Source organism: Edaphobacter aggregans DSM 19364, assembly GCF_000745965.1.
Lineage (GTDB): Bacteria > Acidobacteriota > Terriglobia > Terriglobales > Acidobacteriaceae > Edaphobacter > Edaphobacter aggregans.
On the sequence record NZ_JQKI01000001.1, the window covers coordinates 419,623 to 443,612 of the forward strand.

Below are 23,990 nucleotides of genomic sequence, written 5' to 3' on the forward strand. Positions count from 1 at the left end.
CGCGCGTGCTCTGTGCTGAATGTGGCAGAGTTGACCGATACAACGCTTCGGGGTGCGGCCATCAATAACTGGGATGTGTCGGTATTCAAGCTGATCCCAGTCACGGACAGAATCCAGATGCAGTTCCGCGCGGAGTTCTTCAACATTGCCAACCGTGTGCAGTTCGGCAATCCAGGGACGGCTGTTGGCGGTCCCAACTTTGGTGTCATCACGAGTCAGCTGAATCAGCCGCGGCTGGTACAGTTTGGGCTGCGACTGAATTTCTAGAGGTAACCCCGCATTTTCTGGCCGAAAAGGGGATAATCACTCGCATGGAGCGATGGTCTGTTATCGCACTTGGCCTCTGCATAATTTGCGGCCGGTCGGCTTTCGCCTTAGATCCATCGCTCGATATCAATCAGTACGCACACACGGCCTGGAAGATTCAGGACGGATTCACGCAAGGTGTAGTCACCTCGATCGAGCAGACACCTGACGGTTATTTGTGGCTGGGCACGAGAGGCGGTTTGATCCGCTTCGATGGTGTGAGGACCGTTCCGTGGCAGCCTCCGGCGGTGGGTGAGCAACTTCCCAGCAATATGATCCGATCCACGCTGGTTTCCCGCGACGGTACTCTGTGGATCGGCACGCAGAAGGGCCTTGCCAGTTGGAAGGATGGCAAGCTCACACAGTATCCAGATATTGGTCGGGATATCGTTGGTTCCATTGTGGAAGATCGCGAGGGAACGATTTGGTCCGGCGTTTACCAGCCCGGCAACGCGAAGATCTGCACGATCCGACATAGTAAGGTTCAGTGCGTTGGATCGGGTGGCTTTGGCGAATCAATCACAGCCTTGTATGAGGACCACAAAGGCGATTTGTGGGCGGGCGCGGCAACGGGACTGTGGCGGTGGTCGCCCGGTGCTCCACTCCATTACACCGTTTCCGGCGGAAGAGTTGAGATCCGCGCGCTGATAGAGGATAACAATGGCGTACTCTTACTGGCTACGAACGACGGGCTAAAACAGCTTGTGGATGGAAAGATTCAGAACTATCCACTTCCGGGTTGGGCCGCGCAGTTGAGGCCTACTCGCCTCTTCAGAAGCAGGGATGGAAGCTTGTGGATCGGCACTGAGGAAGGTCTATTGCACTTGCACGAAGGGAGGATCGATACGTTCGAGGTCGCCGCCACTCTCGACGACAATTTCATCCTTAAGATATTTCAAGATCGGGAGGGCAATGTCTGGGTCAGTAGTGCTGATGGCCTCGATCGGTTTCGAGCATTCGCAATCCCGAGGATTTCGACAGAGCAAGGTCTTTCAACTTTTCCCTGGGCGGTGCAAGCAACTCCGGATGGAAGTGTTTGGATAGGCACGGCAGACGGGTTGAATCGTTGGCAGGCCGGACACATAACCGTTTACGGCAGGCGAAATACTCCAAGCCAAAGACGTCGAGCAGAAGAGCAAGAACATAGGGTCAGCACATCGGTAACGGACATCGCCAATTGCGGATTCTCAGGCGCTGTTAATTTGCTGGGTGTGGATGACCAGCAACGACTGTGGATTTCGACTGGTGACGGTGTGTCCTATTCCGACGGTGGCCGATTCACCCGCGTTCCGAATTTCCCGGTGGGAAGCGATATCGCCGGCGATGGTCATGGAAGTCTCTGGATACTCAACACTGCTCAGGAACTCGTTCATTGGACGCCCCATGGTGTCGTTGAGCACACGCAGTGGTCGCGATTCAAGCAACAGTTCCGGCCGATCGCTTTGGCGCCTGATCGGTCAAGAGGGGGCGTGTGGGTTGGGTTCTTCGATGGCGGAGTAGCTTACCTGAGGGATGGCGAGGTCCGTGCCTCCTACAATTCCGGTGACGGGCTTGGCGATGGCCGTGTGAACAGTCTCAAATTGAGTTCGGACGGCGCTGTGTGGGCTGCTACCGATGGCGGCTTGAGCCGGGTGAAAGACGGCCACATCATAACTCTTACCAGCAAGAACGGCCTGCCTTGCGACAGCGTTGTGTGGGCGATGGAAGATGACAATCATTCTTTCTGGTTGAGCATGTCCTGTGGCCTGGCGCGGATTGTGCGTTCCGAATTCGATGCCTGGCTGAGTGATCCGAAGCGAACGATCCAAGCTACGGTTTTCGACAGCTCTGACGGCGTTGTGGGCCGTCGAACGCGTAGCGTTCATGGCCCGAATGTGACAAAGTCCCCGGACGGAAAGATTTGGTTTTTTAGTCCGCAGGGCGTCAGTATCCTCGATCCGCAACATCTTCCATTCAACCCGCTCTCACCTCCTGTCCACGTCGAGCAAGTCACAGCCGACGGGAAGCAGTACGATGCTGCGAAGGGTTTGCGCCTGCCTCCGCATGTCCGCAATCTCGCCATCGATTACACGGCGCTGAGCCTGGCGGTGCCGGAGAGGGTGCGTTTCCGATTCAAGCTTGAGGGCCAGGACAGGGACTGGAGAGAAGTGGTTAACCTGCGGCGGGTAGAGTACTCGAATCTGCCCCCGCGTAATTACCGCTTTCATGTCACCGCTTCCAATAACAGCGGAGTGTGGAATGAACAGGGTGGCACGCTCGAATTCGCGATTGCGCCCGCCTATTACCAGACGAACTGGTTCCGCGCCCTTTGCGCGGCCGCTTTCCTGGCGCTGCTTTGGGTGCTGTATCGATTGCGTGTCCGGCAGCTGAAGGAACAGGAAAAGAAGTTTCGCGAGGCGATCGATACCATTCCGGCAATGGCATTTATCTCTCAGCCCGACGGCTACCGTACGTTCGTTAACAGACGGTGGGTGGAATATACCGGCTTGACCCAAGAGCAGGCATCAGGCTCTGGCTGGCAGAAGGCGATTCATCCGGACGACCTCAACCGAGTTCTCGAAAGATGGCGCGTGGCGTTAGCCGGCGGTGAGCCGTTCGAATATGAGCTGCGGTTCCGGGCTGCGGCGAATGGGGTATATCGCTGGTTTCTTGCACGCATCGTGCCGCTTCGCGATAAACGAGGGAAGATCCTCAACTGGTACGGAGTGATAACCGATATAGAAGATCGCAAACGCGCCGAACAGCTTCAGGCGGACCTTGCTCACATCCATCGCGTAACCACGATGGGCGAGCTCACCGCATCGTTGGCGCACGAGATCAAACAGCCGATCGCTGCTACCGTCGCGAATGCTGATACCTGCTTGCAATGGCTTAAGCGCGACCGACCCGATCTCGACGAGATACGCGAGGCAGCCAAAAGCATCGTGACGGAAGGAAGACGCGCGGCCGAGATCATCGAGCGGTTACGGTCGTTGTACAAGCAGTCCCTTCCAAAACGTGAGTTGGTCGACGTAAACGATATTGTCAGCGAGATGGTCGCGCTGCTGCGGGGCGAGGCCAACCGGTATACGGCTTCGATGCGCACGGATCTCGCCGCCAATCTTCCCAAGGTCACGGCAGACCGTGTGCAATTGCAGCAGGTGCTCATGAACCTCATGCTCAACGGCATCGAGGCGATGAAGGAGACAGGCGGCGTCCTTACGGTGAAGTCGCAACTGGGCGAGGACGGCCGATTGCTCATTTCAGTCAGCGACACCGGCGTAGGACTTCCGGCCGAAAAGATGGATCAGATCTTCGATGTCTTCTTTACGACCAAACCGCACGGTTCCGGCATGGGGCTGGCGATCAGCCGTTCGATCATAGAATCACATGGCGGCGGTCTGTGGGCAGCACCAAACGCCGGACCGGGCGCTACCTTTTATTTCGCTTTACCGACCGCAGTCGAGGAAGTGAACGTGCCCGCTACCGGAGCCGATTCGGTGTCCACCGGACCGCCTCATGATGATGAAGATGCTCGGTAGACTCAGCCACAAGTTCCTTAATCGCCGCAACTGCTTCTGTTATTAACCTACTCCGCGTTTTTGGTAGTGCTCAAGGATATATCTGCTTGGCTCGTCCCATCGCGCACAGAGACTCCAGGAACGGCGCTGGCGCAGAAGCGAAAACACGTCGGCCAACTCGAGCGAAATTGCTGGCATCTTTTTTGCTAACACCGGCTCGATAGGTGCTTATGCACGTGATCGCAGAGAATATCTGAGATTTCGGCCGCGAGTGCTTTCCGCGATGGCGCATCTGGGCTAAGTACGACCGAATGCAACCAGGCCCACTCCGCTCAAAGGACGCTCGCTTCAGATCGCTCGCCACGTCCTCACCGGCACAGTAGCTGCCGGACCATCTGGCGGCAATGATTGATGAAATCGTGAACGAGCCAGGCGCGAGTGGAAAGAGTATGAAGCTGGTGCTCTGCCCTGGATGCACGAGAATATTCCAGTCGTGAGAGACGTTATGAAGATCGCCCAAATAGCGCCGCTTTATGAAAGCGTACCTCCCACGCTCTACGGAGGAACGGAACGCATTGTTTCTTACCTCACAGACGAGTTGGTTCGTCAGGGACACGAGGTAACGCTCTATGCAAGTGCCGATTCGGAGACCCTGGCCGACCTTCGCCCGGTGTGTGAGAAAGCACTTCGGCTTCAGGGCAAAGGTGTGGTCGATCCGCTGGCGCACCATATCCGCATGCTTGAAACCGTGGCCCAGGAAGCGAACGAATTCGAAATGCTGCACTTCCATATCGACTATCTGCACTTCCCGGTAACGCGCCGTGTGGGTGTTTCAGCGTTGACGACGCTGCACGGGCGGCTGGACCTGACAGATATTCACCCACTCTTTCGAGAGTTTTCAGACATGAACATCGTCTCGATCTCTGACTCCCAAAGAGCGCCGATGAGTTGGGCCAGCTGGGTCGGGACTGTGCATCATGGATTGCCGGAGCGGCTCTATACGCCCAGTTACGACAAAGGAAAGTACCTTGCATTTCTGGGACGCATCTCGCCGGAGAAGCGTGTTGACCGGGCGATCGAGTTAGCAAAGCGGGTCGGTATACCGCTCAAGATTGCGGCAAAGATCGATACTGTAGACAAGGACTATTTCGACTCCGAGATACGAAGTTTGTTGGATCACAGCCTGGTCGAGTATCTTGGCGAAATTGGCGAACACGAGAAGGCTGAATTTCTAGGAGATGCCCTCGGCCTGGTTTTTTTGATCGATTGGCAGGAGCCGTTCGGTCTGGTGATGATCGAAGCGATGGCATGCGGTACTCCGGTAATTGCCTATCGAATGGGTTCGGTCCCTGAGGTTGTCGACGATCAGATCACGGGCTACATCGTCGACAGCCTGGATGCAGCAGCAGATGCGGTGAGACGGATCGATATGCTGGATCGCCGGATGATCCGGCGAGTCTTTGAAAAGAGGTTCAGTTCGCGTCGTATGTGCCAGGATTACATCAACCTCTACCAAAAGGTTCGCAGCGGAGAATCCGAGCTCATGGCGGGAGAGATAGGCTCCTCAGCTGCGTAAACCGAGCACTCGCAGGAGAGCAGGGAGCATGCCCAGGAATGACCCGAAGGCTGACGTCATCGAATTCGAAAATCAGTTTTATATTCGAGCCGAATCCTCGCTCGCCGATGCTCGCACGCTGGTCCTGCTGCACAACGATACGTTTGCGATCTTCGACCGGTATGGAGACTTTCAGCCCGTTGGACTGGGACAACAGGGATTATTCCATCAGGAGACAAGGTATCTATCGCGGTTGGAGCTTCTGATTGGAGGGCACAAACCTCTGCTGCTGAGTTCCGTTACCGGCCAGGACAACGTGATGGTGGCGGTCGATCTGACAAATCCAGATATGGATCTGACCCCTGAGATTTCCTTGCCGCGAGGCACTTTGCATCTGAGCCGCAACAAGTTTCTTGGCGACGGTATCTGCCTGGAGCAGATCACGATTAATAACTTCGGTCACCATCTCGTTGATACGGATCTCTCGGTCGCATTTGGAGCAGACTTCAGGGATATCTTCGAAGTTCGAGGACAAAAGCGTCCGCATCGCGGCCGCTATCTTACCGAAGAGGCAGAGCGCAACATGGTTGTGCTGGCTTACGAGGGCCTCGATCATGTTGTGCGGCGCACGAGAATCCACTGCTCAGAGACATCAGCCACGGGCACGTCAGGAGGGATCACGGTGCCTGTGCGCCTGAGGCCAGAGCAGGAGATGATCTTCACGCTGAATGTCTACTGCGAATGCAATGGCACCAGAAGAGAGGCGGTCTTCTTCGATGACGCTTTGCTGCGCATTCATAGCGAGAAGAACGCTTCCTGTCTGGCCGACGTCGACATCTACACATCCAATGAGCAGTTCAATGACTGGCTCAATCGTTCGCGAGCCGACTTGAGCATGATGGTATCCCGGACACACTTTGGTCCATATCCGTATGCAGGTGTTCCGTGGTTCAGTACCCCGTTTGGCCGTGATGGAATTATTACCGCGATGGAACTGCTATGGCTCGCTCCCGAGGTCGCGAAGGGAGTCCTGTCGTATCTGGCGGCAACACAAGCGACGCACCTCGATCGAGAACGAGATGCAGAACCAGGTAAGATCCTCCACGAGACACGTAAAGGGGAGATGGCAAAGTTGCGCGAGGTTCCATTTGGCCAGTATTACGGCAGCGTCGATTCGACGCCGCTCTTCGTCCTCCTCGCTGCGGCCTATTACGAGCGCACGGCAGACGCGGAGTTTCTGCGCCGTATCTGGCCAAATATCCAGGCTGCGCTGGAGTGGATCGACAACTATGGAGATCTGGACGGAGATGGGTTTGTAGAGTATGCACGACAGAACGATGCAGGACTGCTGCAGCAGGGATGGAAAGACTCGCAGGACTCGGTCTTTTATAGCGACGGAACGCTGGCAAATGGCCCCATCGCACTCTGCGAAGTTCAGGCTTACGTTTATGCGGCCAAGAATCAGATCGCTACAGTCGCCGAGCATCTTGGACATCCTGACCTTGCAGCGAGTCTCACGCTGCAGGCCGAAGAGCTCCGTCGTAAGTTTTCCGCCGAGTTCTGGTCCGATGAACTGGGCATGTTTGTCCTGGCATTGGACGGTAAGAAGCGTCCGTGCCGGGTTCGCAGCTCGAATGCGGGACAGTGCGTGTTTTCAGGGATCGCCTCGAGTTCGCAGATCATTCGTACCCATGAATCCTTACTCTCGCCGGGCATGTTTTCGGGATGGGGGATTCGCACGCTTGCAACGGAAGAGAAGCGTTACAACCCGATGTCCTACCACAATGGCTCGGTATGGCCACACGATAATGCCTTGATCGCCTTCGGAGCGAAGCATCTCCAGCAGAAAGATGTTGCATTGCGCGTGCTGTCAGGACTGATGGATCTATCGCTGTTCGTTGATCTGCACCGTTTGCCCGAACTGATCTGTGGCTTTTCGCGCCGGCCAGGCATAGGACCGACCTTGTATCCAGTTGCTTGCGCTCCGCAGGCATGGAGCGCGGGAGCGGTCTTCATGGCGTTGCAGGCTTGTCTGGGGCTCTCGATCTCGGCTAAGGACTCACGGTTGCGCGTCTATCACAGTGCTCTCCCGCCGGCCCTTGAGCGCGTTGAAGTGCGCAACCTGCGTATACGAGATTCGGTTGTGATCGACATCGCATTCGAGCGATATGCGTCGACGGTTGGGGTTAATGTTTTGCGCCGATCGGGAGAAGTAGACATTCAGGATTTCAAATAGGTTGACCCTGCAGGATCATCCACCAGCTCGTGCGTAGATGCCTTGAAGAGCCTTGCTCTTTTCGAGGCATCGAGTTGAGGCCCTTTTCAGTGCTCGAATATGCCTGCGTAAAACGTGTCTTTTGCTAGTGAAATGGAGATAACCTCCTGTAGATGAAGCAATTATGGGCTGTTTTGCGACTAAATTTCGCTAATTGAAACGATGTTTCCCAAAAGTGACACTTTTGTGGGAAACATCTTGACAATCGTTTTTAGCGACACCTACAGTTTGGGCCGGACCATAAAACCAGGCAATTCAGCCTGCCAATCGTTCCAGAGTCAGGATGGCTCGTAACGACCGGCGTGAGACGTTGTGCGTTCGGTGGCGAGCGGGAGTGGTAAGAGATGAAGATTTTTTTGAGGCTAAGTGTAATCGTTTACATAATCTTCGGTTTAGCGCTCGGCAGCCCGGCGCAGACCTCCAGCGGACAGATCTCCGGCCGCGTCGTCGATTCAACGGGAGCCGCGATTCCGGGCGCTGTCGTGACGCTGACCAATCAGGCTACGGGCGAGGTCCGCGGCGACAGGACGGAGGGATCGGGCGAGTTTGTGTTCGTCGCGGTGCAGCCGGGAACGTTCACCGTCTCGGTCTCGATGTCGAACTTCAAGAAGTATGAGAAGCGCAACCTGACGCTGCACGCCTCCGAGCGCCTCGCGGCGGGCAACATCCAGCTCGAGATCGGAGCGGTGACCGAGAGCGTGGACGTGCAGGCAGACCAGACGCCGATCCAGACGGAGTCGAGCGAGCGGTCTGCGGTGGTCGACTCCAAGGAGTTGACGACGTTGATGACGCAGTCGCGCGACGTCACCTCGATGCTTCGGCTGCTGCCGGGTGTGGTGAAGGATCCTTCGACCGGACAGCTGGGCCAGCAGAACGCCGGCAACATCAACGGCGTTCGCAGCGACTACAACTCGCTCTCGATCGACGGCACGACGGGCAACACGCGCGGCGGCGCGATTCTCGACACGGGAGCGAACTACGACTCGATCGGCGAAGTGAAGGTGCTGCTGAACAACTACCAGGCGGAATACGGACAGGCTGCGGGGTCGATCGTTGAGCTGGTGACGAAGTCGGGAACGCGCAACTTCCACGGTTCGGTGTACTACTACAACCGCAACGAGGCGTATAACGCGAACGACTACTTCAACAAGAACAAGACGCTGGTGGATCGTCCGCGCACGCGATACAACACGGTGGGCTACAACATCGGCGGTCCGGCTTACATTCCGCACGTGTTCAATACGAACAAAGACAAGATGTTCTTCTTCTGGTCGCAGGAGCACTGGCCGACGACGAAACCGGGCGCGCTACTGTACTGGATGATGCCGACGGCCTTGGAGAAGCAGGGCAACTTCTCCGCCAGCGTGGATAAGAGCGGCAAGCCGATCACATTCCTCAAGGACCCGACGAAGGTGAGCCCGACGGTTCCTTGCGCCAAGGCTGGCGATCCGGGCTGCTTCCCATCGCTTGTCATCCCTCCCAGCCGCATTAACCCCGACACCCAGAAACTGCTGGCGATTCTTCCCACAGGTAATCCCACTTATCTCGGGGATGCCAACGGTGGCAAGTACAACTACGTCACGCAGGGCTCGGTGAAGACGCCGGTGAACCAGCAGGTGCTTCGCGTGGACTACAACATCTCGCAGAAGTTGCACGCATACTTCCGCGGCATGCGGACGACGACGGAGCAGAATGGAGCGAACGTCGCCTCGGTGAATGCGGCGATGCAGTGGGGCGTTCCGTTTGTGTACTCGACGCCGGGCAAGAACGCCAGCCTGAACCTGACGTTTATTCCCAGCCCGAATCTGATCAACGAGTTGAACATCGGGTTTGCGAGCTGGAACGAGACCTCGCGGTTCTCGAACGACGGCGACCTCGCGAAGTTCCAGCGCGACAAGCTGGGGATGAATATGGGTCAGTACAACCCGACGTACAATCCGCTGAACCTGGTTCCGCGCGCAAGCTGGGGCGGCAGCGCGGGCTTCCAGGTCGTCAACAGCCCGCAGATTCTCTTCGACAACCGCTTCCCGCTGTCGAACGACACGCGGTCGTGGCAGGTGCAGGACTCGATCACGAAGGTGTGGAACCGCCACACGTCGAAGGCCGGCTTCTACTTCCAGAAGGGCAACTATCTGCAGCGCCACATCGGCAGCACGTTCGATGGGCAGTTCAGCTTCGACACGAATAATTCGAATCCGGTTGATACCGGCTATGCCTACGCTAACGGCATCCTGGGTACCTATAACTCGTACACCGAGGGCTCGAACACGGTGGACTACAACCCGCAGTGGTACGTGGTGGAGTGGTACCTGCAGGACAGCTGGAAGGTGGTTCCGCGGTTCACGCTCGACTACGGCCTGCGGTTCACCTACGACATCCCGACGGTTCTGAACAAGGGCCAGGGCGCGGGCTTTGTGCAGAGCCGCTACGACCCGAGCAAGGTGCCGCAGCTCTATCAGCCGATCGCCGGGCCCAAGGGCCGAGCGGCGATCATCAACCCTGCGATCGCTGGACCGCCAGGATCGGCGACCAATCCGTATCTGCCCGCGGTGTACATCGGTCAGTTCGTTCCGAACTCGGGCAACTATTCGAACGGCGTGGTGGTGAACACGGACCCGAACTATCCGTGGTCGCTGCGCGAGAGCAACGGCCTGCTAGTAGCTCCGCGCGTGGGCTTCGCGTGGGATATGCGCGGCGACGGCAAGACGGCGATACGCGGCGGCGCGGGCCTGTTTTACAACACGCGTGAGGGCGGCGGCACGGTGGGCGACTACTCGCTGATCGCTCCGCTGGTCTACAACCCGGTGCAGAACTACGGTGACGCGCGGCAGTTTTCGAACAACTGCAGCGGCTCGGCGTGCTCGAGCGGAACGACGCTGATCAGCCCGCAGGCGACGCGCATTCTGCAGTTCAACCGTCCGATCGAGACGATGTTCAACACGATGCTGGGCGTGCAGCAGGCGGTTGGGTTCCAGACGGTGGTGGACGTGTCTTACGTCGGGACCTTTGGACGTCACCTGAACGAGCAGCTCGATTTGAATACTGTTCCGTATCTTTCGCAGTTCAATCCGGCGAACGTCGATCCGTCGCAGAACACGACGTTCACGCCGATTCTGGGGCACAAGGCGGCGGACTGCCCGGCGAAGGTGGCCTCGGCTGCGCTGCTTTACTGCCAGCCGGTTCCGCTGAGCGACAACTTTTTCCGTCCGACTCCGGGGTTCTCGAACGTGAACCTGCGGTCGTACTCGGGAACGTCGGCGTATCACTCGCTGCAGATGCAGATCACGCGGCGGTTCGCGAAGGGCTTGCAGTTCGGCGTGGTGTATACGTGGTCGAAGGTGATGACGGACAACGATAGCGTCAACGGAGCGGTGGGCGTGTATCAGCCGCATCGCTGGTGGAACTGGGGTCTGGCGAGCTTCGACCGCACCAACAACTTCGTCGCGCACTGGAGCTGGGACCTTCCGAGGGGAAGCTCGCACTTCTCGAACTTCGCGACGCGGTTCCTGCTGGACAACTGGCAGTACTCGGGCATCGCGGAGTTCATCAGCGGCGCTCCGCAGACGATTACGCTCAACACGGGTGGCGTGAACCTTACGGGCGGCGGCGACGGCGCGCGGGCGATCGTGAACGTCGATCCGAAGCTGGCCAAGGGCGACCGCACGGTGACGCGCTACTTCAACGCGTCGGCGTTCGTGATGCCTACGCCGCGGCAGATTCCGACGGAGGATACGCCGGGAATCACGCGGTCGACGGTCTTCCGCGGGCCGGGAACGAACAACTTCGACATGGCCGTGAACAAGAACTTCCCGGTCCACGAGGGGATGATGTTCCAGATTCGCGCGGAGGCTTACAACGTCTTCAACCACGCGTCGTTCAACAAGGTCGATACGACTGTGCGGTTCGATGCGACAACTGTGGCTGGAGGGGCGCAGACGTCTCCGACGTTCGGCAACCTGACGGGCGACCGCGGGCCGAGGACGATGCAGCTCTCGGGGAGGTTCAACTTCTAGCCTGGTCTTGATCCGGGAGGAGGGGCACCCCCCTCCCCTTAATCTCCGTTAGTTATTTAGTTTCAGTATTTTGCGCGATTTAAGCGGGCTAAAATATTGAAAGCAGGCGGTTTATAGGTCAAAATCTTGAATCGAAAAGGGATAGGACCGGCTGATCTGCCGGCCCTATCTTTCTGTTTTTCTATTACTTCCAGTTTAGCGAATTGGGGGTAATTGATTGGCGCTTTTCGCGGATTTATTTGTGATGGTGGAAGTGGCTTATTTCAGGTGGGTTGGGGGTGGTTGAGGGGAGTTTTTGGTGGGCGTGGGGGGCTTGACAATGGTTTTTGGGCTTTCGCGAGGGTTTTGTGGTGGTTCGGGCAAAATGCGGGGGTTCCTTGACTGCGCCCCTTCGGGGCTTCGCTCGGAATGATGCCTCAATTAAGGGACTCCGGCTTCGCTTGGAATGACGCCCTCATCTTCTCTGACACTGGGTTTGCTGCGCGGGCATCCTGCGAACCCACATCTCAGAATCGAGATGTGGGGCACCCGGCACCCGGCGTTTTCGCGAAGCTTTTGTGGCGGTCCGGAAAAAATGCGGGGGTTCCTCGACTGCGCCCCTTCGGGGCTTCGCTCGGAATGACGCCTTATTAAGGGACTCCGGCTTCGCTTGGAATGACGCCCTCATCTTCTCTGACACTGGGTTTGCTGCGCGGGCATCCTGCGAACCCACATCTCAGAATCGAGATGTGGGGCACCCGGTTCTTGTGGCGGTCCGGAAGAATGCAGGTCCTTCGAATTCGCTGCGCTCCGCTCAGGATGACAGTTCTTGGGTGGGGGCGTGGTGGGTTGTGCGGAGGCGGAGGGTTTGGTCGAGGATGATGGCGGCCATGCGGGTTTTGGGGGCGCGGGGGATCTCGAGGGTTTCGGTGGGGGTGAGGAACCAGCCGGCGTTCTGGTCGGAGTCGAAGCCGGTGGCGGTACCGGAGACGTCGTTGGCGACGATGGCGTCGGCGCCTTTGCGGGAGAGCTTGGCGCGGCCGCTGGCGACGGCGTCCTCGGTCTCGGCGGCGAAGCCGATGATGAGGGTGTTGGGGGTTCGGCGCTTGGCGATCTCGTGGAGGATGTCCTGGGTGGGCTCGAGGGTGAGGGTGCGGGGGCCTTCGCGGCGGAGCTTTTGTGGGGCGGCGTTGGCGACGCGGTAGTCGCTGACGGCGGCGGCCATGATGACGATGGTCGCTTCGGGCAGGCGCGCGAGGACGGCGGAGCGCATCTCGTCGGCGGTGGTGACGGGGACGAGCTGGCAGGCGGGGGGCGCGGGAAGCGCGGTGGGGGCGGAGATGAGGAGGACGCGGGCTCCGCGGCGCGCGGCCTCGGCGGCGAGGGCGTAGCCCATCTTGCCGGAGGAGCGGTTGCCGATGAAGCGGACGGGGTCGATGGGCTCGCGGGTTCCTCCGGCGGTGATGAGGATGGTCTCGCCGGCGAGGTCTGGCGTGGGGGAGAGGGCTTCGGCGACGGCGGCTACGATGGAGGATTCTTCGGCGAGGCGGCCTCCGCCGACCATGCCGCAGGCGAGGTAGCCGGAGCCGGGCTCGACGATGCGGACGCCGCGCTGGCGGAGAGTCTCGAGGTTGGCCTGCGTGGCTGGGTGCTGCAACATGACGACGTTCATGGCGGGCGCGACGATGACGGGCGCGGTGGTGGCGAGGTACATCGTCGTGAGGAAGTCGTCAGCGATGCCGTGGGCGAATTTGGCGAGGACGTCGGCCGTGGCGGGCGCGACGATGAGGGCGGCCGTGGTCTGGGCCTCCCGTATGTGCTCGACGCTGCTGTGCTCGGTGCTGGGCATCTCGCTGGCGCCCTGCGCTCCGGCGTCTTCGCTCCAGAGCGAGGAGATGACCTTGTGGCCGGTGATGGCGGCGAAGGTGAGGGGGCGGATGAACTCCTCGGCGGCGCGCGTCATGATGACGTGGGGGTCGAGGCCGGAGTCCTGGAGCTGGCGGACGACCTCGACGGCCTTGTAGGCGGCGATGCCTCCGGTGACGGCGACGGTGACTTTGAGTCGTTCGTGCTTTTGCTCGCTCATGGTGGTTCCCATTTATGTATACGCCTTTTGGATGGGAATCAGGCGGAGTTCGACTCGTTCGACGAGGACAGTGTTACCGGGTCAATCTGCGAAGGAGGAAGACGAGAGCGAGAAGAAGCAAAGCCGTAGTGAGGTAGCCACCGGCGAAGAGCCAGGGAGGTCGTATCCGCGGAGACCAAGGCTGTTGGTCCAATGCTCCTGATGGCTGGACTCAGTAGCAACTATAAGGCATTTGTTCTGGCTATCCTTTTTGGCGCCATTTCCGTCGCTTGAGAGAGCAAGAATGTCCGGAAGATTCCGACGATACCTGTTGGTTCTGGACCGGCAGGATATGCCATCGAGAATCGCCTTGACAGCTTCAACCCGTGTACTCTAGCGATCTTTAGCGTTCCAAGCGAGAGTTGATATCGGACTGCCCACCTCGAGACGAAGGTGATTCCAAGACCGGCTTCCACCGCGTTCAACAGACCTTCGGTCGAGTCGAGTTCCATGCTGATCGTCAGATCCTTCGTCTTCACTCCGGTCTTCGAAAGCGCTTGCTCCACCACTCTTCTTGAGCCGGAGCCAAATTCGCGCATGAGCAAAGGTTCGCTCTTCAGATCCTCTACCGTGATATCGTGATTGGCCCATCCATGAGTTGCGGGGACAACCAGCACCATGTGATCGTCCATGAACGGTTCTATATGGAGGTCTTTACGCTTTTCCGGGCCTTCGATGAGAGCGAGCTGAATCTCTCGCGCGAGGAGGGCTTCGAGCATCTCATCTGTATTCCCGCTGCGAGCCGTGACTTTGACCTTAGGGTTTGTCCTCCGAAATCCAGCTACGAACGTTGGCAGGAGGTATTGACCGATGGTCTGGGAGGCTCCCAGAGCGAGTTCGCCCGCATGTTGTCCAAATGCCTCGGCCACCGCGGCAAACGCTTCGTCAGAGAGTTCCTTCATTCTCTCTGCAAAGGGCAGCAGCGTCTTTCCGCAGGCTGTCAGCGTGATATGTCCACCGCCGCGATCGAATAGAGGTACGCCGAACTCATCCTCAAGCGCCTTGATCTGCTGGGTGATTGCGGGTTGCGTGAGCAACAGTTCTTCTGCGGCCCGGCTGAAGTTCAGATGCTGTGCGACCGCCCTGAATACTCGAATGCGGAAATTCTCTATCATGACCTATCCGTCTCCTGTCTCCCTTGAAAGTCCAAAGGTTCACGCCTGTTTGATGATCACAGTTTTGTATGTCGCGACCTATCTTTCATTGCGCTGGCTCCGGACTGGCAATGGCGTATAGGGACTCACGCGAGATCGTACGAGCAATCAACGAGGCGAGCAGATTGCAGGGCAGAATGATCGGCAGGAGATGCCATTGCCCGGTAAGTTCTACCGCCATCAGAGCTGCCATTAATGGAGCGTGCGTCACAGCAGCCATCAGTAGTCCCATGCCGCAGATAGCCAATATCGACGGCTCCGGAGTGTGCAGTAAGTGACCTGTCGCGAGACCGAGGGCAGCACCGGCGAACAGTGTAGGCGTGAAAACTCCTCCCACCGTGCCTGTTCCCACGCAGAAGGTTGTAGCGACCAGGCGAAAGGTAAACACACTGAAGATTCCAAGGAGCATCGTTTTGTTCTGCAGAATTCTCAGGAGAGCGGCGTCGCCGTTTCCCCAGACCTTAGGCTCGATCAGAGCGAGAACACCCACTGCGAGGCCACTCCACAGAAGTGCGAAGGGCAGACGTTTCGCTGCTGCGGAGAAATGAAGAAGCTTCTGATAGGCCGGGCCAACGGCGCCCAGAACAAGAGCCAGTGGGAGAACCCAAAGCAGATCGTGCGTCATCAGCAGTGATCCCCTTACCGGGAAGAGAGGGCCAGCACCCAGTACGAAGCGGCTAATGAGCCAACCAGTGCTTGAGGCCAAGAGCAGTTGAGGAATGTCGCACCAGGCCCACTCACCCAGGAGGATCTCTGTGACGAAGAATATTCCGGCGATCGGTGCTTGATAGGCTGCCGCTACCGCGGCTGCAGCGCCATAGGCTACCTGCCGCGACAACGACAGATTCCGTAGGGGAGATCGCTCTCCCACCCATGAGGAGATTGCAGCAGCGAATTGGATCATCGATCCTTCTCGCCCGATCGCCGCGCCGGTGGCTACGGAAAAGGCAGAGGCGGCAGTCCGCCAAAGTGTCGAAAGAAGAGGAATTCGGCCATTTCTGAGACGAACGGCTTCCACATATTCTTCAAAGTGCAAGTCCGGTGCCCACTTCCGCATCATCCAGACCACAAGGGTTGCTAACGCCGCTCCGATGATCGGGGTCAAGATACGACGCGCGGGCGGCAGCGTTGCTGCCGCGATCGGTAACATTCCCGTCTGCTGAACAAAGACCCACTGAAGAAGGCGAAAGAAGAGCCTTATTGCAACACAGGCCGAGCCGCTAGCTGCTCCAAGAACAATAGCCCAACCAGTGGATGCCAGCCACGGTGTCACCGCCCGCTCAGTGCCTCTGACGTTGGTGACCGTTGCGGTGGTCATGCTGTTACCCACTCTCCGGTTAACTCCGGTGTTGCAGATCCTGTCGCCGTCTTTTCAGGGAGTACGTATTGCGACCTCATGCGATCAACGAGTGTCGAGGCAAGCTCAACGGCCTGCTGACGGATTTCAGGAACCGCGATGCACTCAATAAGGTCGCCTTGCCGGCCAGGGCCGAGATTGAAGATGATTTCTGAAGCGTGACCACCAGCGTCGATGACCGCTCCGTCATGCGAGCAATGGAATCCAGTACCTAAAGGACCGGAGGTTACGAGTCCTCTCTTGAACAGATTTTGGAGAAGAGTGGAAGGGACGCGGCGGTAGTTCATGCTCGGTCCAGTGCAGTTGATGACTCGATCTGCATAGAAGCTCTCACTGTCATCATGTGCGCGAAGAGTTATGTGCGCGCCTCGAGGGGAGGCATCGACGGTCTTCAGATGGCCTTCGCGGATCTCGAGAGTGCCGTTCCGAAGCTCGGACTCAATGATGTCGGCAATCGGCGGCGCCATGCGGTGGCGTACCACATCCCATCTGCGCTGCAGGTGGCGACGAAAGCGCTTCCTTTCCCCGATCGGGAGACGGAGCCACAGTTCGTTGGTCGTTTCACGGAGGCTATCGATAGCGGCTCTCCACTCCGCACCTCGACGAATTGCAGTGTGAAGAGCGCGGAGGTACGCGACGCAGGTGGCGGGTGTATCCGATGGGATTGCACTTGAACTCAGGAGTGTGTAGTCGTCATGCCGATTCGGAAAGATGCCGTGACGAGACACGGCAATGATCCTTCCACGATGTCCGAGTTCACGCAGTCTCAGCACGACATCGACCCCGGTCAGACCTGTTCCGATAAGAGCAACAGGCGCGTCGGGATCCAATCCCTCGTAAGTTTCCGCCGCCCATGCATTGTGGCGATACAAACCCGAATCGGACGCGGCCTTCGTGATTTCCGGAAGAGGAGCTGGATCGAAGTTTCCAGTTGCCAGAACGATGAGGTCGGCCCGTAGCTCGCATCCGTTATCCAACGTAAGCACGGCCCCGGAGTCTTGCTGACGGACATCAACGACTGTTGCGATCTCCTGTTCGAGCTGGCTCGCCGATTTCAGGAGAGATTGGATGTACTGTCCAAATACCGCTCGTGGAGCGAAGGTTTTCTCCGTTGCAGCCGGGTCATGATTCCTGCGAAGCCAATTGAGGAAGTGGTCTGGTTGATCGGGCAGTGCGCTGATCTTCCCCGCGGGAACATTCAGCAGGTGGCGGAGGCTCGGAGTTGAATACGCCAGGCCAAGCCCGAAGTCAGGTCGCTGGTCGATGAGAATTACACGTGCCGGCGTTCCCTGCCGAACCAGGTGAAAAGCCGTGAGGGTTCCACTTACCCCTCCACCGATGATTGCGATTGTCGTGATTGGTTCTTTCCGTGTAGCCATGTTTCGACATTAGGACGAAACTTGCGCCAACGGAATTCGCAAATCCTTATGCCATATAAGCAGGGTTTCGACATCGATTCCGAAGAATCCCACGCTTATACCGCATCACTTTTACTACTTGGACATGACGGCCTCAGCGGAGCAAAACTGGATTTCGAAAAGGAGAAACACAATGAACCCCATCATCAAATCCACACTTGCGCTTGGCTTAGTTGCCGCAGCAGCAGTCCTAACATCAACAGCAGAGGCAGAGATCCACTCGAGGTCGAAGGAACTGGTAGTCATGGAGGCCCGTGATCTACCGGAGCAGGCGCAGGCACCGGGCAACTCACTCTTTCTTCACTCCGACAATGCAGGAAGCACGTATCTTTATGTCGAGCAGCAGCAAGGCGCTCGCCTATCCGTCTTCGATGTTACGGATCCGGCTCGCATCAAGCTGGTAGTAAGCACGCCTTTGGCAGCAGAGGGCGCTTTTGATTTCGTTCGTCCTCTCGGCAACAATGCTGAACTCGTGTATTTTCGTGACGGTCAGAAGGAAGCCGTGCTCGATCTACGGAAGGCCAAGAGGCCGGTGTTTCGGGTGATCTCGACGGTGACAGATCTCGGCCCGGCTGAGACCTTGGGAGAGAGCGGTCTTCTCGTCACGAGCCAACCCTACAAGTACGTCTCTGCAGTTGGGCGTGACTACCAGGTGATCGATATCGCCGCTTCTGCTCCGACTCAACTCGCCACAGTCAAGGACGTGAGACATCGGGCGACGAACAATGAAACAGGCACCACGTTTCTACTTGGCCGCAACGGGCTTACGGTTATAAGACGCCTCAGTGTCGAGAACGACTACAAGGTGCATCAGATGCAGATGCAGGGAAACTGAGTCCATGGCAAAGCGATTCCCAATTAAGGAGAGAGGCCGTACTGCCGATCATGGCGTGCGGCCTTCGTGGTTGTTGGATGGTAATCTGCGAAGGGCCGCTGCTGCGCGCAGCGATGATGGCTCTGCGATTGAGTGCGGCGGTGCGGCCGGATGCGTGATGAGTTGTGAATCCGAGCGGTGTTGTAGCTGCAAGGACAAAATGCAGGTCCTTCGACTCCGCTTCGCTCCTCAGGATGACACTTTTGTAGGAGAAATGAAGGGCGCGACGAAAGCCGCGCCTCTTCAAAGCGGCGAGTTTTCAGCAGGCTCTGAAGCCGTGCTCTCGACAGGCTCTGAAGCCATGCCCTTAAGCAGGATGGACTTCAGCAACCTTTACTGTCTGGTCCGGCCGTATGCCGGTGAGTTGATCTGTGCGACCGTTCCTGTGGCGGGCGTTGTCGACATCAGGCTGGCGAGGGTCTGCATCTTGAGCGCGTTGGCGGGCGCTTCGTAGCCGGCGTCGAGCAGGCCGTTGTTGTCCTCGCCGTTGAGCGCCCACGACGTCCAGCTGATCTCGGGATTGCGGCCGAGGAAGGCGACCAGAGACTGGAACCACTGGGCCTGCGATCCGGGAGCGGCGCCGGTAATGTCGTCGATGCGGTTGCCGGTTCCGAACTCCCCGACCCAGATGGGAGCGATGCCGCGCTGGCTGATGAAGGCCCAGTGGCGCGTCCACACGGCCTCGAGGCTGGCAGGGGTGGTCGATGCGTTGAACCAGCGCTGGCGGTACTCGTTGGGCCCGTAGGTGTGGGGCGAGTAGACGAGCTGATTGGGGACGGAGAGGCGCACGGGCGAACGGCTCACTCCCTCGAGGTTTCCGCCCCACCAGTAGAAGTCGCCATCGACGGCGTCGACGCCTTCGACGAAGATCAGCAGGCGGGGGTTGATGGCGAGGACGGCGTCGCCGGCGCGCTGGGCGGCGAGATGCCAGTCGCGGTCGCCACCGCAGTCCCAGCATGCGCCGCCGCCGGCTGCGTTGTGGGGCTCGTTGCGGAGGTCGAAGCCGATGACGGTGGTGTTGTTGGCGTAGCGATGGGCGAGGCGCTGCCAGTCGGCGATCCACATCGTCTCGGGAAAGTCGGGGGTGTACCAGAGGCCGCTCTGCTCGGCGGAGTTGCCGGCCTCGGAGCGGTGGTTGTCGAGGATCACCTTCAGGCCGAGCGAACCGGCGTGTTCGATGATGCGGTCGAGGATCTCGAGGGAGTTCAGTCCGCGCAGGGGCTCGTTGATGGGGCCGCGCTCGTTGATGAAGCCGATGCTGGAGGGGACGATGGGCTGCTCGAGCATCTGGTTGGAGAGCGGGATGCGGACAGTGTTGAAGCCGCTGCGGCGGATGGTGTCGAGGATGGTGCGGTAGTCCTGCAGGGTGAGGCCGCCGGGGATCTCGCGGACGGTCTCAAAGCCGTACCAGTTGATGCCCTGGATCCGCACGGTGAGGCCGCGGCTGTTCAGGATCTGGCTGCCGCTCGTGTGCCAGTAGCCGGTGTCAGAGGCTCGCACGGAGGCATCGACGACGTTGGACTGGTCGTCGCTCGGGAGCGACTGTTGATATCGAACCTGGGTGGTCAGGACTCGAACCGCGGGGGAATGATGGTTCGGGGGAACGGCAGGATGGATCGTTGCCCAAGTAAGTGCGAGGAAATGCAGGATGGCGAGGAAGAAGGCGGAGATGCTGCTCATCGGGTTCTCCATTTCGTGCGAGCCGCGAAGTGCGAACCTATGTCCGATAACGCTTGCCTTGCCCAGCTCGGTAGTAAGGATCCCCGGGAGAAAAGTGATCCGAGGCTGCTAAGTTATGCAGTACCGCGAGTTATATGGTAACCATGGTGATAAAGCAATAGTAATCATGTAAGAAGGTACCCAAATTGGGAAAGGAATGCCCGGCGAGGGGAGTTTCTGATCCTTCCACCCGCTCGTTCACGCTTCCGTGCAGGTAGGAGTGCAACTACCTGGCCATCGAGATGACCTGAAATGTGCAGATATTAAGGATTGTGGGGAGGATCGTGGGCGGCTAGCGGATGGCTGCCATTGCGGCGCGGAAGAGGGTCTCGAAGTCTCCGGCTGCGGAGGGGTTCTTGTCGATCGCGGTCTCGATGGCCTTCTGGGCGACGGGGCGGGGGTAGCCGAGGTTGACGAGTGCGGAGAGGGCGTCGTCGGCGGCGGGGCCGTGATGTCGCCCGCCGGCTGCGCCGGCGAGTTCCGGGACGGCCATATCGTCGAGCTTGTCCTTGAGCTCGAGGACGACGCGCTCGGCGGTCTTCTTGCCGATGCCGGGGATTCTGGTGAGGGTGGCGTGGTCGCCACCGCGAATGGCGGCGACGAGGCGGTCGGACGAGATGCCGCTGAGGACGGTGATGGCAAGCTTGGGGCCGATGCCGGAGATGGTGAGGAGGCGCTCGAAGAGGCGCTTCTCCTGGGGGGCGGCGAAGCCGAAGAGGGCGATCTGGTCCTCGCGGACGTGGGTGTGGATGTGGAGCGTGGCTTCGGCGTTCTCGGCGGGGAGTTCGGAGAAGGTGGCGACGGAGATGGCCACGTCGTAGCCGACGCCGCTGCATTCGACGATGGCCTGGTTGGGGGACTTCGAGAGGAGGCGGCCGCGCAGGTGAGCGATCATGCTCTGGCGATTGTAAATCGCGATGCGATCAGCGGAGTGGAGGCGAAGAGGGAGTCATCGTGGAGGAAGGCCGTTTATTGCATTTCAGCATTGGAGGCGGGCGATGCGGGAGTAAACTGCGACGCATCGCCCGGCTACCAATGCTTAAGCCGTCCTGCTCGGAGGCGGCGGAGGCACTGCGGGTTGCGGTGAGGTGCTCGCTCCAGGAAGAGCGCTGTACCAGTCGATTGCGCGGGTGAAGTACATGACGGCTGCGAGTGCCAGGAAGCTTGCGACCGCCCCGACGAGCAGCGCGTTGTCCTCGAGCCGCAACAACATATAGATGAGCCCGTAGAGTAGAGTGAAGACGAAGAAGGCGCGTAAGCCCTGCAGCCGGCTGGAGAAGACCCATGCGGCATTGGTCGAGAGCAGAGTGACCGTGGCCGCGCCTGCGAGGAGGAAGCCGAGGCCGAACCCGATTCTCTCCACCAGGGAGAGAAGGAGCAGATAGAAGATGATCTGCGCGATTCCCACGAGGATGTACTGTGCAGGGTGAACACGCTTGCCGGTCGTGGCCTCGAAGACGAAGTAAGTGAGGAAGACGAGGCCGAGGAAGAGGAGTACGTATTTGAGCGAGCGGCTGACGGACTGATAGGGGTCAGCGACCTCGATGAAGGAGACTCCGAGCGCAGTTGTGTTGAGCCCGGCAAAGGAGTCGGCAGGACCTTCGGCTCGGATACCGCGGGCGATAAAGGGCACGGTCCAATCTGCGCTGTAACCGTTGTTGTAGATGGTGCGGCTGGTGGGGAGGATTCCGCCTCCGAAGCCCGGACTGCGCCAGTCGCCCCGTGCAGTGAGACGCGTTGTCTTGCCGTAGGCGAGCACGGCGATGCGCTCCGCTCCGGAGAACCGGAGTGTGGATGTAGCGTGGAAGGCCGCATCCGGTCTGGCGATGTCGCCGACCTTCGCTCCGAACAGGACCAGCTTCTCCTGATGGTTCTCGTCTCCACCGATGACGAGGTTCTGGGCCAACTGAGCCGGTACGAGGGTCGAGGTCCTGTTGTCCGTCGCCAGTGTGGCGTCGGACAATGCACCGCGCGGATCGCTTACGCCAACGACGATCTCTGCCTGGCCCCAGTCAAGTTCCGCACCAAGTGGTGCTGCAGCAGGCACTCCCTTGAGGTCGAAGGCGGCATCGAGTTTCAGATCGGCCTGGAATACCGGTACGCGAAAGAGCGAGCGGCGACGTTCTTCGGTCGTGGTCTTCACAACAGCGGAGGCCTGTGCGGGCGAGACCAGATAGATGCCTCGCCTCGCGAACTCGGAGGGCGTGCGTGGTGGAACGGTGTAAGGGATGGCGAGAGTCGGACCGAGGAACGTCTGCGGGCCGCCGACGTGGCTGCTTATCTCTTTGGTGACCTCGGCGGCGCTATGGGTTCTGTCGCTTACAAGTTCGGTGACGAAGAACGACGGGATAACCATGAACATGGCCAGCACGCAGACGACGATAAGCTTGACGCCCATGGACCTCGGCTTAATTTGTTCCTGCAGGTTCGATGGCAGTATCGATGAGTGATTCACCAGGCTTTCCTTTCGTGAAGCAGATTACTTTGCATTGCAAAGTTAGTGGCCAAAAAAATATTCATACCCTCGAAGGTGTGAGGCGGCGAGTGAGTGGTGATGCGGGTTCGTCTTCCACCTGCTTCGCGGCATCGCGGATTACCTGTTCGAGCGTAGAGAGGTACTCGAGGTAGCGTTTGCGCCCTGAGGATGTGATTCGGCAGACCGTCTGCGGACGGTTGCGGTCGTGTCCTTTCACGATTTCGACGAGCGTTCCTTTTTCGAGGACGTCGAGATGCCGGCTCAGGTTGCCGTCGGTGAGTGCGCATAGCTGCTTGAGGTCGTTGAAGGTCAGTCCCCTGGGATTGGTGACCAGAGAGGTTAGGATGCTGAGGCGCGCGCGTTCATGAATGACGCGGTCGAGCCCCTCGTAGGCAAAGCGGCCTTCAGTGGATGAGGGCTTAGGCTTAGGCTTCATCGGGTGCCTCCAGCGTAGAGAAGAGCAGGATCGCAGCGACGAGCAGCTGGCCCACTCCATAGGGAACCCCCATGGCCCAGGGAGAGAGAGCACGCGGTCCGCCGATCGCGATGCAGGCGAGGCCGGTGAGCAGATACCAGGTGCCGGCCGCAATCATGGGCCGGGGTAAGAAGCGGCACGACGAGAAGATTCCCAGGCTGAAGACGATCTGCCACATTCCGGGAAGCATCCACGCGCTGTGAGGAACGTAGTGCGTGAGTACGAGGGTAAGGAGCAGTCCGGCGCCGAGCGATGGCAGGAACTGCTCGACGGCCATGCGGATCATCTCATCGGAGAGGGCTGAGTGAATACGCCGCGAGCGTGTGAACATCTGCGCGCCAGTCAAGGCGCAGCACAAGGCTGCGGTCGAGATCCAGATGACGAGATATGCGGAACGATGACTGGCCGCGTCCGACACAAAGCGCTGCTGAACGAACGCGGCGAGAACGGCGAAGGCACTCGTGGTGGCGAGGGTTGCGGGGCCGTAGCCGCGGAACTCCGTGGCGCTTGCCATCTGCTTGCGAATGCAGTTGATGTCGCCGAGCGCTCTGTAGAGTTCGTTCATGGACGAGTCACTTTACAATGCAAAGTATAGGGAGAGGGGGCGCTTGTCAACAGCGAAAAGGCGCTCTGTTTCTATTGGACTCCGCGCGGCTCGGTGGGTCGGCTTTACTTATTTTTGACAAAGAGGCTGTGACCTTTCGTTACGCCGCGGCCTCAAACGGCTGGGCGAACTCGATGACCGTCGACGATGACCCACCGGT

Annotated in this window: 15 protein-coding genes; 6 read left to right on the forward strand and 9 right to left on the reverse strand. The window is 58.9% G+C overall.

What is annotated here, in order from left to right; all coding sequences use genetic code 11:
- Nucleotides 1–30 precede the first annotated feature (30 nt).
- The 5 genes from Q363_RS01935 to Q363_RS01955 all read left to right on the forward strand — a co-directional run bounded on the left by Q363_RS01935 (nt 31) and on the right by Q363_RS01955 (nt 11,649).
- Entirely contained in the window at nt 31–267 is a 237-nt protein-coding gene (locus tag Q363_RS01935; RefSeq protein ID WP_157466469.1) for an outer membrane beta-barrel protein, read from the forward strand.
- Nucleotides 268–311: 44 nt separating this feature from the next.
- Complete coding sequence (locus Q363_RS35560) at nt 312–3,827, forward strand: two-component regulator propeller domain-containing protein (RefSeq protein WP_051978233.1); 3,516 nt, start codon at nt 312–314, stop codon at nt 3,825–3,827.
- Nucleotides 3,828–4,311: 484 nt separating this feature from the next.
- Nucleotides 4,312–5,382: a glycosyltransferase family 4 protein gene (locus Q363_RS01945; protein WP_035347727.1), complete on the forward strand. Its 1,071-nt coding sequence runs from the start codon at nt 4,312–4,314 to the stop codon at nt 5,380–5,382.
- Nucleotides 5,383–5,410: 28 nt separating this feature from the next.
- Nucleotides 5,411–7,597: an amylo-alpha-1,6-glucosidase gene (locus tag Q363_RS01950; RefSeq protein WP_035347383.1), complete on the forward strand. Its 2,187-nt coding sequence runs from the start codon at nt 5,411–5,413 to the stop codon at nt 7,595–7,597.
- Nucleotides 7,598–7,980: 383 nt separating this feature from the next.
- Nucleotides 7,981–11,649 (forward strand): TonB-dependent receptor, encoded by a 3,669-nt coding sequence (locus tag Q363_RS01955; protein WP_035347385.1) that lies wholly within the window; start codon nt 7,981–7,983, stop codon nt 11,647–11,649.
- Between the two features lie 793 nt (nt 11,650–12,442).
- On the opposite strand, the gene coaBC is transcribed toward Q363_RS01955, so the two are convergent.
- From coaBC to Q363_RS01975, 4 genes are all read right to left on the reverse strand, one after another.
- A complete protein-coding gene (coaBC, locus tag Q363_RS01960; protein WP_035347729.1) occupies nt 12,443–13,714 on the reverse strand; it encodes a bifunctional phosphopantothenoylcysteine decarboxylase/phosphopantothenate--cysteine ligase CoaBC in 1,272 nt (423 codons plus the stop codon).
- A 221-nt stretch (nt 13,715–13,935) separates the two neighbouring features.
- Nucleotides 13,936–14,868 (reverse strand): LysR family transcriptional regulator, encoded by a 933-nt coding sequence (locus Q363_RS01965; protein WP_035347388.1) that lies wholly within the window; start codon nt 14,866–14,868, stop codon nt 13,936–13,938.
- Nucleotides 14,869–14,953: 85 nt separating this feature from the next.
- A complete protein-coding gene (locus Q363_RS01970) occupies nt 14,954–16,225 on the reverse strand; it encodes a chloride channel protein (RefSeq protein ID WP_035347390.1) in 1,272 nt (423 codons plus the stop codon).
- Complete coding sequence (locus tag Q363_RS01975) at nt 16,222–17,643, reverse strand: FAD/NAD(P)-binding protein (protein WP_051978234.1); 1,422 nt, start codon at nt 17,641–17,643, stop codon at nt 16,222–16,224. The genes Q363_RS01970 and Q363_RS01975 overlap by 4 nt, the downstream gene beginning before the upstream one ends.
- A 172-nt stretch (nt 17,644–17,815) precedes the next feature.
- Here Q363_RS01975 and Q363_RS01980 point away from each other — a divergent pair, with 172 nt between their 5' ends.
- Nucleotides 17,816–18,517 carry an LVIVD repeat-containing protein gene (locus tag Q363_RS01980; protein ID WP_157466470.1) on the forward strand — a complete coding sequence of 234 codons (702 nt, stop codon included), beginning with the start codon at nt 17,816–17,818 and terminating at the stop codon, nt 18,515–18,517.
- Nucleotides 18,518–18,889: 372 nt separating this feature from the next.
- Here the strand turns inward: Q363_RS01980 and Q363_RS01985 are convergent, their stop codons facing one another.
- The 5 genes from Q363_RS01985 to Q363_RS02005 all read right to left on the reverse strand — a co-directional run bounded on the left by Q363_RS01985 (nt 18,890) and on the right by Q363_RS02005 (nt 23,791).
- Nucleotides 18,890–20,236, reverse strand: a complete 1,347-nt coding sequence (locus tag Q363_RS01985; protein WP_051978235.1) for a glycoside hydrolase family 5 protein — start codon at nt 20,234–20,236, stop codon at nt 18,890–18,892.
- Between the two features lie 331 nt (nt 20,237–20,567).
- Nucleotides 20,568–21,170 (reverse strand): Holliday junction branch migration protein RuvA, encoded by a 603-nt coding sequence (ruvA, locus tag Q363_RS01990; protein WP_035347394.1) that lies wholly within the window; start codon nt 21,168–21,170, stop codon nt 20,568–20,570.
- Between the two features lie 144 nt (nt 21,171–21,314).
- Nucleotides 21,315–22,673, reverse strand: coding sequence for a cell envelope integrity protein CreD (gene creD, locus Q363_RS01995; protein ID WP_084079853.1), 1,359 nt, complete (start codon nt 22,671–22,673; stop codon nt 21,315–21,317).
- A 118-nt stretch (nt 22,674–22,791) separates the two neighbouring features.
- A complete protein-coding gene (locus Q363_RS02000) occupies nt 22,792–23,187 on the reverse strand; it encodes a transcriptional regulator (protein ID WP_035347397.1) in 396 nt (131 codons plus the stop codon).
- A complete protein-coding gene (locus Q363_RS02005) occupies nt 23,177–23,791 on the reverse strand; it encodes a hypothetical protein (protein ID WP_035347398.1) in 615 nt (204 codons plus the stop codon). Before Q363_RS02005 ends, Q363_RS02000 begins: the two co-directional genes overlap by 11 nt.
- Nucleotides 23,792–23,990 lie beyond the last annotated feature (199 nt).